The sequence below is a fragment of the Thermoanaerobacter mathranii subsp. mathranii str. A3 genome (assembly GCF_000092965.1).
In the GTDB taxonomy this organism is placed as follows: Bacteria; Bacillota; Thermoanaerobacteria; order Thermoanaerobacterales; family Thermoanaerobacteraceae; genus Thermoanaerobacter; species Thermoanaerobacter thermocopriae.
This window is the reverse complement of record NC_014209.1, coordinates 1,010,721-1,024,085: the sequence shown is the minus strand read 5'-3', so window position 1 is coordinate 1,024,085 and position 13,365 is coordinate 1,010,721. Positions and strand designations below refer to the sequence as shown.

Here is a 13,365-nt window from a genome sequence, read left to right as displayed (position 1 = left end):
TCAAAGATTAAAAGGCCAATCATAAAAAACGGCTGTAATTAAAATAAAAAACAAAGAATACAATATTTTTATCACACAGAAATTAAAAAATTAATAAAATCCTCCTCCAACCCTACAACTTTAATTTCCAATTGCAGAAGAATAATTTTTAAGTCTCAATTCATCACGCTATCTGTCCCACTTGTATTTGGAAAAATGATATACCTTCCTCCGCCAAAACTACTACTTCTAGGTATGTCGTATGTTTCCACTACCTTATTTTCTTGGTCTATTAGCTCTATCCCTTTCTCTGTCCTTCGCAAAAGTCCCATCATTTGCCCATCTTTTAGCGCAAAAACATAGAGTTCTGGAGGCTCGGTGGGCTTCACCATTTGAATACCTACAAATAAAATATCTTCATAGCTCCCCAAAATTTCTATATTAACCGGCATGGCTGATTTCAATGTTTCTGAAGCATATTTCTTCTGATACTCTATGATATTGTTGATTGGCTTAAGTTTTATACTATCAATATCTACTTCTGCAGGAACTGTAAGTATCGTTTTTTACAATCATCATTACATGCGAATCTGGGATCACAATAACACCACCTGCTGCTGCACTTTCCCACGTTGATATTTTCCAATATCCTTTTTGATTAAGCATATAATTTTTTAAACCAGGAACATATGTCCATGCCCAATTATTATTGCTATCTTTCAATCTCTCCCATTTACCCGGATCAATAGGTATACCACCGGCATTTAGCGCTTGAGAAACATAATCTGCGCAATCATTATGACAGAAGCAGTCATAGTATGGCTATTTAGCATTATTCCATTTAGTAATATCCTGTAGTGCAATATTATGGGGACAATAAGTGGTTGCATTTGAAGTCCAGGTATTCGCATAATCTCTTGCTTTGAGTCTATCATAATAAGGATATAAAGTTGCTACTGCAAAAGTTCCTTCTTCAATTAATTTACTCTCCATTTCTTTATATCCTACATTTTCATATTCTGCAGGGGATTTTGGAATTAATTCTTCTGCCGGTACAAACGTATTCATTTGTTCTGCATATAACTTTGTCCTATTCTCTTCAATATTATTTCCTCTAAGTTCTGCCTCAAATTTTAATATCATATACGATTCATCAGGAACTCCAATATATCCTTTAAGTTCTGCGTATTTATCATCTAGGACCTTCACTACCCTCTGTGCTTTTTCCTTTGTAAGTACGCCACTATTAGCATTTACTACTTTATTGATTTTATGCTCTTTTTGAAGTTGATCATCATAATCAGACATATTAACCTTTTTTAACATTCCTTTGATATAAGGTAATTCACTAACTTTTTGTGCTTTCAATACTTTAACAACGCATACTTTAGCAATTCCTTCAATTTTATCTCCTGACTTTTTTAAATCAATAATTTCAACATCTACATTATTTACGTGATAATAATAGGACCAATTATTTACAATCCATTGTTTAATAAAATTTGCTATTTCCCCCTGATATTTGAGGTCATTGTCTCCTGCTTTAATAACACTACTTTTAATTCCAACACCGTAGATAATAATAGCTACCACTAGAAGCCACACAATATGTTTTACCAAGCTTTTTCTTACCATTGACATATTATTCACCCCTCCTTGTTCTCCCTATAATATAGGTTTGCACACAAACTAGTTAATAACATTAACTGCACGCTGGGATGCTACACTGCATCCATACCCAACTAGGAAGAAACTTTACTTTGGTTCTACAATTACTTCTATCATCTCAGTTTCAACCATGTTCTCTACATTAATCTGCTCAGCATCAAAAAATTTCGAAAAATCTATAAAAACATCTTCACCTCCTCTTTCCAGAGATGTCTTAGATAAGCCCAAAATTTTTGAAGGTCATAAAACCTTATAGCACCTGTTACAGAAAGATTTGGAAAACACTTTAATGAATGTTCTAAAACCGTTTTCATTGATTCTCTAAATTAAATAAATCCCGTCACCTTGATAAAGGCATTAAACTTTTGATTATGACAAGCCTCAAAAAGCAATAAGAACATTTTCTACATTCCTTTATCATCTCACTGGCTTGTGTTAATTCATCTAGGCAAAACAATCGAATGAAGTACTATCTGATCTATTCATCCTCCCATCACTCTCCGCTCTAATATTTTCCTTCCACTTTCATCATATCATTAAATTACTTAAATTCAACCCGATTTGAATCGGGGTTGAATAGCAGAATTTTTCATCAAGAAACAAAATTCCCCACAGGTAAATTGTGGGCACAGGCAATCCCTAACGTTTCGTTGCCTCAAAAACTTTTAAGCACTCAATTGGCTTAAAATAATGTCTTTATATCTACTTGAATTTTCTATTAATTCCTCATGTTTTCCTTCTGCTATTATTTCCCCTTTATCTAGTAACAATATTCTATCTGCTTTTCTTATTGTAGAAAGTCTGTGAGATATTATGACTAAAGTCATATTGAGTTTTTCCAATTCTTTAAATATTTCTTCTTCTGTTTCGGAATCCACTCCAGAAGTAGCCTCGTCTAATATAAGCACCTTCGGCTTTCGCAGTAGAGCTCTTGCTAACGCTATTCTCTGCTTTTGTCCATCAGATAGTTTAGTCCCTCTTTCACCTATTAGTGTATCGCTTCCTTTCTCCAAAACAGATAGAAATTTATCTATCTTTGCTATTTTTATCACTTTTTGGAGCTCTTCTTCTGTACATTCCTCACCTAAAGTTATATTTTCTTTTAAGGTCATATTAAAAAGATAATCGCTCTGCGTTACTATTGCTATATTTCTTCTTAAATCCTTTAATGTGTATTCTTTTATATTTTTCTCATTTATCAATATTTCACCTTCTGTAGGTTCATACAATCTGGTGAGAAGACGTACAAGAGTACTTTTCCCTGAACCACTCGTTCCTACAACTGCTATCCAGCTTTTTTGAGGTATTTCTAAATTGATATTTTTAAGTACTGCTTCATCTCTATATGAAAATGACACATTTTTATATTTTATAATGTAATCTTCAGGAAATGATTCTTTTCCTTCCTCTTTTTCTTCCGGCAAATCATAGATTTCAAAAAGGCGCTTTGAAACCTCTCCTGCCCTTTGTAAATTTACAAATTGTTGATTGATATTCTGCAAAGGTTCATAAATCCATGCCATAAAGCTGTAAAAGCCCATCAAAGTGCCTAAAGTGATATGTCCTTTAATTACCAAGTAGCCACCCAATCCTAATACCAATGGTGTTGCTATACTGCTTAAAAACGTAAGGCAACTGCTCAGAGTGGTTGTAAAAAAGTCATAGGAATTTTTCTCTTTTACCCATGCATGTAAATCCTTTGACAACAGCTTTTCAAAAAAATCTTCCTTTACGAGAGATTTTATTGTGATTATCCCTTCTACTTTTTCTCTTAAACTTTCAGTCACTTTTGCATTGGCTAATCGCTCTTTTTCAGCAGTTTGTTTAAGGTTTTTATTGAAGACAACGAGCAGCAGGTAGTAAAACGGTATTATTAACCATAGTATTAACGAAAGCTCCCAGCTGAAATATAACAAAAGACTTAATACCACAATTAAATGTAAAAAATTACCTATTATTGCCGGAATTGTAATAACAAAATATGTAGCACTTTCTGATGCATCAGATAACAACCTTGCCAATAGGTCCCCTGTGTTTATGTTTAAAAAATTAACACAAGACAGTTTTTGAAGTTTTTTATAAAGTGTCATTCTCTCAAGATTCGTTGCAATGTTCGCTCTTTTGAGTAAATAATAGTTATAAACTATCACCATTATTCTTTCAACAACGATAAGCAAAGCATATAACAGTATAAATGCAGCTATAAATCTGTATTTTCCAGCTAAAATTATATTGTCAATCAAATAGCTCAGAAATATTGGTCTTAGTGCATTAACAGCTAACACAGGTATTGTAAGTATTAAAATTACAATGTAAAACTTTTTATATCTTTTAGAATAGCTTAAAAATTTTTTGACTTCAGGCGTCAATACTCTACCCAAGTTTCATACCTCCTAATTAAAAGCTATTCGCTGTGCCATTGGTTATTATTTACGTATTCAAGAAGCGTATCTTCTATCACTCTTTTCATATTTTCACAATTTTCAAAGGATATCTTTATTTCTCCATTTAATACGTATCGTCTAGCAAGGCAATCATTGCAATAATATTTAAGATAACAGTTCTGGCACTCTGTGTACCTTAATTTATTAGCTATTTTTTTATATAGCATCTCCCCTTCCTGAAGTATTTTCTTCTTTAACTGTTTACTATTTTCACATATATTCCCAATTTTAAATTCTTGTATTCCTACAAGAAGATGGCACGCATATATATCGCCTTTTGTATCGACAGTAAAATTTGAAAATCCCATATCACAAAAAAATACAGTTGGACGCCGTTTCAAAATCTCTTCTATTAAATTTCGATCCTTTAGATATTCTGATAATTCTATATAATCCCCTTCGTTTTTTTTAATAGCTATGTAATCGTCTTTTGAAAATATTTTTTAAGAAGGAGGAAATCCTACATGTATCAGCTTCAATTGCTTTTAAATATACCTGAACTCTTTACCTCTCAGTCTAAAATTGATTTCTATTCTTCTATGTTTGAAAATCTTGACCTGTCTTCAATACCTGAATTCCCTTCCTCTAATCATGGACGTAAGGGTTATTCTCATCATGCAATGTTTAGAGCTTTTATTGTCATTAAGCTTTAAGATTCGGTACAATTTCTGACCTTTTAGATTATCTCCGCAATAATCTTATCATTGCTCATCTTTGTGGCTTTAACATCCTTAAACCTCTTCCTTCTTATTGGACTTTCCGCCGTTTTATTAATGACTTCTCTCATGATTATTTGACCTCTATTTTTCAAAATCAGGTCAATATCCTCAAAAATATGGGCATTATCTCTGGTGAGTTTATTTCCATGGACTCTACCCCTATTAAAGCTAACACTAAGTTAAATAACCCTAAGTCTTTTTAGGATTGTAAATTAAGAGTATTTGATCCCCGCGAATTAGAAATAAATATGGGACTTGAATAAATGTAGTCGGGTCCATAATAGATTTATCAAAAACCTTTAAACATAGCCTTATATTTGTCACTAATTGATATTTTAGCAGTTTTTACATATTTATCTACTATACTATCAAAATATTTTTTGTGTTCATTTTGCACATCAGATGTCATTTGTTCAACTTTTTTCAGTTCTCCTCTCTTTATCCCTTCTTCTATAATAGAATTGTACAATTTGTTAAACAACAATATCCTTCTTGCATTGTACTTTTCATAGGTGTTCCAGTATTCCACTTCTGTCATTCCACTTGCAGCAATCAATTCATTTAATTTTTTCTTTGCTTCGGGATACTCGTTAAATTCCTTCTTTTCTTTTTCTATATATGCATTTATCTCATTTTGCGAAACTTTTATATTGTATTTACTTGCCAGATATTCTTGTACTTTTTCTCTAATCAATTTTTGCAATATATAATCGTCTATATTATCTGCTTGCACTCCAGAGGCTAATGCTAATCCCTTCCTCAATTCAAATTCATTTTTGTATATCGGTATACCATTAACTTCTGCAATTATGTCACCTTCACCAATCTGCAATTTATCCTTGTTGTTTTTAAAAAAAGCAGATACTTTTTTCACAACATTATTAAATTGTAATTCATTTGCTTTTTCTTGCGGATTTGCTGCTGAAAATGAAAAAGCAACAATAGCTAAAGCAAATATCAGAAAAACACTCAAACTAACTAAAATTAAAGTTTTTCCTTTTTTCACTTCAATTCACCTCCTCAAAAGCTAAATGTTAAAGTTGTATAGTCAGCCCAACTACTCGGTATCCAACTAGGATCTAATTGGAAAAGAGTCTTTTTTCAGGATGATTTGGCGAGTTGTTAAAAGCAGCAACATAATGATCACCAATATACTCCATGGAGTAATTACTGTTCACTCTTAAATTTTTTATCTTTTATGTAGGATTTCCCCTCCCATTTGTCGAATAATTATTATATATACCGCATGAAAATATTTTTCAAGAAAGAGGAAATCCTAGCTGTCTATAGATTGAGAATTTAATTTATGTCCTTTTTTAGCCCCTTTTTTGTCTTTTCTTTCCCCTTATCACTTTCTTTATGTTTGATTGTCAGTTTTGATTACTATATATTGTATGTCATACATATTTTGGTTTTTGATTATGATTATTTTAATTAATTTTGCACATCCCTATGTTAAAGTACTATGAGGGCATCAAAATAATAAACACCAAAAAATTATTATTTAGGTTGCTTTTTCATCCTCTCCTCCCTTTACATATTTCTTCCTTAATTATATAATGCATAGTAAAAATTTCAAGTCGATTTGAATCGGCATGAGGTGTTAAAAAATAATCAAAACCGTATTACTCTTCTATCTCCACATATCCATCCTTTATTCTGAATATCCTGTCACATCTTTTTGCAATAGCTTCATTATGTGTTACAATCAATAAAGTTTTACCCTTATCTACCAAACTTTCCAAAATGTCCACGATTTTTTCCCCGTTTTCTGCATCTAACGAACCTGTCGGTTCATCTGCAAGTATTACCTCAGGGTCATTTATTATAGCTCTTGCTATTGCCACCCTTTGCCTTTCTCCTCCTGATAAGTTCCTGACCTTTTCGTTTATTTTAACTTCCAAACCCACTTTTTCCAAAACTTCTTCAACCATTTTTCTTTTCTCTGATTTTGTCTTCTTTGTCAAAGAGTACAAAAGAGGTATTTCTATATTTTGAAATACTGTATCTTCTTCTACTAAGAGAAATTCCTGGAATATATAACCAAAAAATTTATTTCTTAGTTTTGCCCTTTCTTTTTCCTTTAAACTTGATGCTCTTTTCCCAGCTAAGTAAACCTCCCCTTCTGTTGCGGGAAGTAATAATCCTATTATATTAAGAAGTGTTGTTTTGCCAGAGCCTGAAGGTCCTACTATAGCAATCTTTTCTCCCTCATTTATTTCTAAGTATACTCCCTTTAAAACCACATTCTTTATCTTTCCACTTATGTATTCTTTTTTTACATTTTCTATTTTTATAAGCATATTTAATTGTCCCTCCTAAAAAATGCTGTCAAATCCTTTTTGTTCAATCTCCCAACAGACAAAATGGATACAAATAATATTGTTATAAAATAAAACGTAAAGACAAACCACCATACCCACTTAGTGCTTGGCAATAAAAGGATATTAGGTATAGCTAAAAACATAGCTAATGGCAAAATGACAACCAAAACCACAAAAATAGTTACGCGCAAATATAAATCTTTTTTAGTAGCCCCGTATATTTGATGAACAACATATTCTGTAAAGTTGCGATCTATCATTATATAAAGGAAAGAAACTAATCCAACTATTATAAATATCCCCATACTTATAAGAAAGCTTGAAAAAAATATAAAATTTATGAAATCCTCATTATAGCCCTTTTCAACTATATTTCTCAAATTCAATTTTTCAGGAATTAAAGTAATTTTTTTGGTCTTATTTGCCATTTCTACAATTTTATCAATCTCGCCTTCCTCCGATTTTGTAATATGAATATTTTGTATTAACTCAAGAAACCCTCCTACTTGGTACAATGTTGCTACTTCTCTTGATGAAGTCAAAACAAGCACTTTGTCGTCTAAACTTCTATATCTGCCTTTATTTACATAACCCTCTCCCTTTTCTAATCTGCCATCAACCTTATACGTTTGCCTATTAAAAATTCCCAATTTAATTTCATCTCCAATCTCGAGGCTTTTTACATCAGACCCTATAAAAATGTATAAGTGTTTTTCTGTATCTTTGTATTTATCAACGCCAAAAATTTTATCAAAATTCCCAACCCCTATAACTATTTTCGCATCGGGATGTTCTTGTGAAAATTCTGTAGTACCTGCATTTTCTATTACGGAGTACGCATTACCACTCCTATCAAAAAGATTTTCAAAAAAATAATATATCTCCTTGTCAATAAAAGGAGGTTCCCAGTTATTTAAGTAATCTTTAAAAGAGATTATATTGTTACTTTTTATAATCCTCAGTGTTTTGCTGTAATAACTCAGCTGTACAGACTGCTCTAAAATTATAATTGTAAAAAACAAAAAAATTGTCATTTGGAAAATAAATAAAAGAATTTTCCACTTGTTTTTCCTAACATCTTTAAAAGCCAATTTAAATTGCGTAATCATATACTCCATCCTTTCGGTTTAACCTGTAGCCAACAGTTAAAAAAGCCAAAAACCATATTGCATATCCCAATAAGACATTTGCCAATACGACAATTGATAGTGTTTTGATCGAAACATCATAAACAGTACTGGCAAAAAATAGTTTGTAAAAAATTGCAACTAGCACAGAGCTTAAAAATAAGTACTTCAATATTTCTCTTGTATACCTTGCCAAAAGCTTTACATTTGTTGCTCCAAATATTGAATGTATAATCATAACTTTTTTCTGATTACGTAAAAGTATATAATAGAAAAAATACAAATTTACGCATACGAAAATAAAGGCTATAAACACAGGCAAATAAATTTTAGAAAGCAGCATTGAAGAGATAATATTTTTAAGATTGCCCCTGTAAAACCCTTCATCAGTAATGTCATATAAATACCCGTATTTTTGCAGCATTTTTTGAATATCACTAACAATTTGATTTACTTCTTCTTTTGAATTAGAATCAAAATAATAAAAGCCAAAAATATTATTAGCCTTGCTAAAATAGTTGTATATATACTCATGAGTTTTGTCATACAGGGGATGTCTTGAGTCGTATACTCCTAATATGTTTAGTTTTTTGCCTTCTATCATGTCCTCAATATAATTTCTACCTAATCTTTTTACATTGTAATCATAAGAATAAGAATCTTCCTTTATGATTATGTCTTTAACAGACACAGCAGAAAACATGCGCCCTTCTTTCAATAAGTTTGACTTATAAAAGTTTATTGGATCATATAAACCAAGTCCAACATCCTCTATGTCCCAATATACCATTACGATATTTTTATTTTTAACAATTTTATACATTTCCTCTTTGACTTTATGGGCTATTTCAACGTCTAAGGCCAGTTGAGGGTCAAAAGGAGGAGAAATTTGAAGTTCGACAAAATTCTCACTAAGCCCCAAAGGATTTTTTAAAGTCGTATCTGCTCTGAAATATGTAAACAAAGAAAAAATGATAAATGCTACAGAAAAAATAAAAGTCAGTGTGAAAAGTATAAATTTGTTTTTCATTTTTTAATTCTCCTCTCATTATATGAACTACAACATATACAATGTTGTCTTCTCCGAACCGGAAAGCCCTATAAAAAGCCCCCCTTTTAAAACACTCTTATCTGCCAAGTGTAATAAACAAGTGGTTTGTCTTATTTACCAATTTTTATTTCAAAAACTTCCACCATTGGTGTAGATATAGTAAATGGTAAAATTCCGCTACCATATGGTACAGAGTCAAATCCATATTCAAACCGTACTTTTTCAGCAAAGGGATTTAAGGTATCATAAAAAGTAATCTCTTTACTGACGAGTTCCCCATTTAGTGACCAGTCAGTATAACATCTACCAGTATCTTTATCTGTATTAGGAATATAATACCTTATATAGCCTCGTAGTCTACTCCAACCATTATCATTATAAGCAGAGCTCAACTGAATGTAACCAACGTATTTGTATTGATAGTACTCCGTAGACTTAACTAGATTTGGACCTGACTGATATACAATGGTAGTAATTGCCGCATATGCAGAAGTAGTAAAAGTAACTATCAAAAGAATTACAAATAGGCTTATTATTTTCTTGTTCATCACCATTCATCTCCTTCTGAAATATTATAAAATTCAAGGGGGGCTTTAATGAACTAATGTCGAATTCAAATAAAAGTCTATTACAATATTTCTTATCGCTATCACCTTTTATCCATTTACGAAATAGACTTGTGCAAAATTCAGAAGCCTTCATTTAAGCCACTTTGCAGACATATTTTTTTCCTATCACTCTTGAATTTTTTATCTTTTATGTAGGATTTCCCCTCCCATTTGTCGAATTATTATATATACACTATAAAAAATTTTTTAAGAAGGAGGAAATCCTACATGTATCAGCTTCAATTGCTTTTAAATATACCTGAACTCTTTACCTCTTCTCAGTCTAAAATTGATTTCTATTCTTCTATGTTTGAAAATCTTGACCTGTCTTCAATAGCTGAATTCCCTTCCTCTGGCCCTGGCCGTAAGGGTTATTCTCATCATCCACTTTTTAGAGCTTTTATTGTTATTAAGCTTTAAGATTCTGCACAATTTCTGACCTTTTAGATTATCTCCGCAATAATCTTATCATTGCTCATCTTTGTGGCTTTAACATCCTTAAACCTCTTCCTTCTTAATTGGACTTTCCGCCGTTTTATTAATGAGTTCTCTCATGATTATTTGACCTCTATCTTTCAAAATCAAGTCAATATCCTCAAAAATATGGGCATTATCTTTGGTGAGTTTGTTTCCATGGACTCTACCCCTATTAAAGCTAACACTAAGTTAAATAACTCTAAGTCTTTTTCTAAAAATAAATTCTCTAAAGATAATCAGCCTAAGTCTGATAAAGACTGCAAATTAGGCGTTTATTCTGCTTCTAGTGATTCTTCTAATAAACGTTATAAGTTTTATTGGGGCTATAAAAATCACATTATTGTTGATGCTATCTCTGGATTGCCTATCGCTGAAACTACTACTCCCGCTGATGTCCCCGATTTTGAAGTCGCTTTGTCTTTACCTGAAAAGACTAATAAGTGGTTTAACCTTAAGTATGTTAATTTTATTGCCGATAAAGGCTATGATGTTAAGAAACTTTATAATTATGTTAGAAATATTCTCCACGGTCATTGCTTTATTCCTCGAAACTGGCGTAATTCTAAAAATCCCCCTCTGACTGATGATGGTTATATGGTTTGTGAAGCGGGTATTAAAATGCTCAAAGACGGCAAGCAATATTTTGATGGTTTTATTAAGCAAAAATTTGTTTGCAAGTTCTGTAACTCTAAAGATGATTCTGCCTGCCCTATAAAGCATCCTAAATATTTTAATGGCAAAAAGCATAAAGGCTGTACTAAGTATGCTATTATATCTTCTGATTATAGGTCTTCTATTAATAGAGACTCCCTATATTTTAAGGCCGTCTACAAATTGAGAATTGAATCAGAAAGATATAATTCCCGCTTTAAAGCTCTGGATTTTGAAAAGGCTTATGTTAGAAATATTAATTCTGTGAGCAACCTTAATACTTTTGGCCATATTACTTTGCTTACTGTCGCTATTGTAGCCATTAAATTGGGCAAATATGATGAGTTTAGATCTCTTGTTGCTTTGATGCAATCGGCCTAATTTTTATTGAATCTATTTCATGTCATTTTTTAACATTTGACTTCTACAGGATATTTATGCCCTTTTTTAGCCTTCTTTTTGTCTTTTCTTTTCTCTTACCACTTCCTTTATGTTTGATTGTCAGTGTTAATTACTATATATTGTATGTCATACATATTTTGGTTTTTGATTATGATTATTTTAATTAATTTTGCACATCCTTACCATAAAATCCTATTTCATGGTATTTCCCTACTATAATGGTGTAACTATACTTGCATTAAATATATGGATATTGAAATAATAAATATCGAGAAGATAAACTTTTTTAATCCCTTTTTGTTCATACTGCTAATTTACTAGCTTTTCTTCTTATTTAAAGATTTAGGTTAAAATGGATGGATTCCACTACTTACCCCTTTATCACTTCATCCCAATGTGGTCATAAGAGTGCAATTCTATTGCATCTTCTTCCCATAATGGAGCTACTTTTCCTCCTCCTAATACGTTGAAAAGGCAAGATGTAAATAAAATGTTTACAACAAAGAACATAATCAATAGTTTCTTCTTCATTCCATCTTCACCTGCTCTTTACATTTCCTTCTTTTAACTATATAATAGCTAATAAACAGAATAATTTCAAGCCGATTTGAATCGGCATGGGGTGTTAAAAAATGGATGGTTTCTATTACGATTTAGAAGCATTTGGTGAAGAACTTAAAAATATTCGCAAATCTCTGGGACTTTCCCAAAGCGATGTTTCCAAATATGGTTTTATTAACAGAGATACACTTAGAAAAATTGAAAACGGTAAAGTCATACCCAAACATGAAACTCTAGAGTTATTGTCACACCTTTATAAAAAAGATTTAAATGAGTTGCTCCTAAAATACAGATTAAATGATTATTCTATCTTCTTTGACATAAAATCCTCTCTAGAAAAGAAACTCGAAAGCGGAGATTTTGAAAGTTTGAGAGATGATATTGATAGGTTAAAGAAATTGCTTAAAAAATCTGATATGAGCCTATATTATTCTAAGTTATTAAATCAACTTTTACTAATCGCTGACTCTGTCTTTGAAAAAACAATCAATGAAAATTATGAAAAAGCTATGGAGAAGCTTCAAAAAGCGATGGAATTTACTATTCCCAACTTTTCTCTTTCTAATTACACTGATTTCGTCTACAGCGATATGGAAATTAGAATTTTAATGAATATGGCTTTGATTATCAAAAAAACAGAAGGTGTACAAAAAAGCCTTGAAATGCTTTTGTTCTGCTTGGAAAATTTATCACCAGAGGAATGGGAAACAAAAATAAAAATATATTACAATATATCCTATAACTATCATATACTTTCTCTTACTGAAGAATCTTTACATTATGCAAATCTCGGAATAGAAACCTGTGTAAAGAACAACACCTTAAGTAGTCTGGGACTTCTGTATTTTAGAAAAGCAATTGCAGAGTACCATCTTGGCAGAGAAGAATACAAAGACTCTTTATCTAAATCCATACATTTACTCGAAATAACTGGTCAGGAAAAACTTATAAAGACGATTATGGAGTCCTGCAGGAAGTTTTATAATTTGGAAATTTCTAAGGAAACTAACATGCTTGTAATAAAAAGTCGTGAATGAAATTAAAATATTTAGAAATATTTCTTTTCTTCGATAGAGGAAATATAGTTATAATTACAAAAACTTTTCACACTTCTGTTTATGATAACAGTGAAACAATATTTTTTTTAACAGACAATCGAGTAGGAGCTGAATAATTATTTTATTCAGCATCCTCGAGACTGTAAAAAATTTTGTGTAAACTTATTAAAAACCTCTTTCTTGGTAAGAATTAGAATATATACAAAACCAAGAAGGAGGTTGACCTCGCTATCGCTATCCTCTGCCTCTCCCCTCCTGACAGCAGTTTCCCTCCTTCCCCTACATCGCTGTATATG

11 protein-coding genes and 3 pseudogenes are annotated in these 13,365 nt (G+C 31.5%); 3 read left to right on the top strand and 11 right to left on the bottom strand.

Going from position 1 to position 13,365, the window contains the following annotated elements; genetic code table 11:
* Positions 1-155: 155 nt before the first annotated feature.
* From TMATH_RS04955 to TMATH_RS04935, 5 genes and pseudogenes are all read right to left on the bottom strand, one after another.
* On the bottom strand, positions 156-431 hold the full coding sequence (locus tag TMATH_RS04955) for a hypothetical protein (protein ID WP_232192623.1): 276 nt from the start codon (positions 429-431) through the stop codon (positions 156-158).
* A 76-nt stretch (positions 432-507) separates the two neighbouring features.
* Positions 508-777 (bottom strand): annotated as a pseudogene (locus TMATH_RS04950) (amidase domain-containing protein); the annotation flags it as partial.
* A 24-nt stretch (positions 778-801) separates the two neighbouring features.
* Positions 802-1,620, bottom strand: coding sequence for a hypothetical protein (locus TMATH_RS04945; RefSeq protein ID WP_041591641.1), 819 nt, complete (start codon positions 1,618-1,620; stop codon positions 802-804).
* Between the two features lie 692 nt (positions 1,621-2,312).
* Positions 2,313-4,028: an ABC transporter ATP-binding protein gene (locus tag TMATH_RS04940; protein WP_013150190.1), complete on the bottom strand. Its 1,716-nt coding sequence runs from the start codon at positions 4,026-4,028 to the stop codon at positions 2,313-2,315.
* Positions 4,029-4,051: 23 nt separating this feature from the next.
* A complete protein-coding gene (locus TMATH_RS04935; RefSeq protein WP_041591640.1) occupies positions 4,052-4,432 on the bottom strand; it encodes an SPASM domain-containing protein in 381 nt (126 codons plus the stop codon).
* Positions 4,433-4,555: 123 nt separating this feature from the next.
* On the opposite strand from TMATH_RS04935, the pseudogene TMATH_RS11875 reads away from it, so the two are divergent.
* A pseudogene (locus TMATH_RS11875) lies at positions 4,556-5,010 on the top strand (transposase); the annotation flags it as partial.
* 89 nt (positions 5,011-5,099) lie between these two features.
* On the opposite strand, the gene TMATH_RS04925 reads toward TMATH_RS11875, so the two are convergent.
* The 5 genes from TMATH_RS04925 to TMATH_RS04905 form a co-directional block, all read right to left on the bottom strand.
* Complete coding sequence (locus TMATH_RS04925) at positions 5,100-5,816, bottom strand: SurA N-terminal domain-containing protein (RefSeq protein WP_013150189.1); 717 nt, start codon at positions 5,814-5,816, stop codon at positions 5,100-5,102.
* A 619-nt stretch (positions 5,817-6,435) separates the two neighbouring features.
* The gene (locus TMATH_RS04920; protein WP_013150188.1) at positions 6,436-7,113 is read right to left on the bottom strand and encodes an ABC transporter ATP-binding protein; all 678 of its coding nucleotides are present in this window, start codon (positions 7,111-7,113) and stop codon (positions 6,436-6,438) included.
* A 2-nt stretch (positions 7,114-7,115) separates the two neighbouring features.
* A complete protein-coding gene (locus tag TMATH_RS04915; RefSeq protein ID WP_013150187.1) occupies positions 7,116-8,243 on the bottom strand; it encodes a hypothetical protein in 1,128 nt (375 codons plus the stop codon).
* A complete protein-coding gene (locus TMATH_RS04910) occupies positions 8,227-9,291 on the bottom strand; it encodes a hypothetical protein (RefSeq protein ID WP_013150186.1) in 1,065 nt (354 codons plus the stop codon). The genes TMATH_RS04915 and TMATH_RS04910 overlap by 17 nt, the downstream gene beginning before the upstream one ends.
* Positions 9,292-9,422: 131 nt before the next feature.
* Positions 9,423-9,860: a hypothetical protein gene (locus TMATH_RS04905; protein ID WP_009052074.1), complete on the bottom strand. Its 438-nt coding sequence runs from the start codon at positions 9,858-9,860 to the stop codon at positions 9,423-9,425.
* Positions 9,861-10,148: 288 nt separating this feature from the next.
* Here TMATH_RS04905 and TMATH_RS04900 point away from each other — a divergent pair.
* Positions 10,149-11,429, top strand: a pseudogene (locus TMATH_RS04900) (transposase).
* Positions 11,430-11,831: 402 nt separating this feature from the next.
* Here the strand turns inward: TMATH_RS04900 and TMATH_RS12015 are convergent.
* Positions 11,832-11,981, bottom strand: coding sequence for a hypothetical protein (locus TMATH_RS12015; RefSeq protein ID WP_013150185.1), 150 nt, complete (start codon positions 11,979-11,981; stop codon positions 11,832-11,834).
* Between the two features lie 101 nt (positions 11,982-12,082).
* Between TMATH_RS12015 and TMATH_RS04895 the strand changes: the two genes are divergently transcribed.
* Positions 12,083-13,048, top strand: coding sequence for a helix-turn-helix domain-containing protein (locus TMATH_RS04895; protein WP_013150184.1), 966 nt, complete (start codon positions 12,083-12,085; stop codon positions 13,046-13,048).
* Positions 13,049-13,365 lie beyond the last annotated feature (317 nt).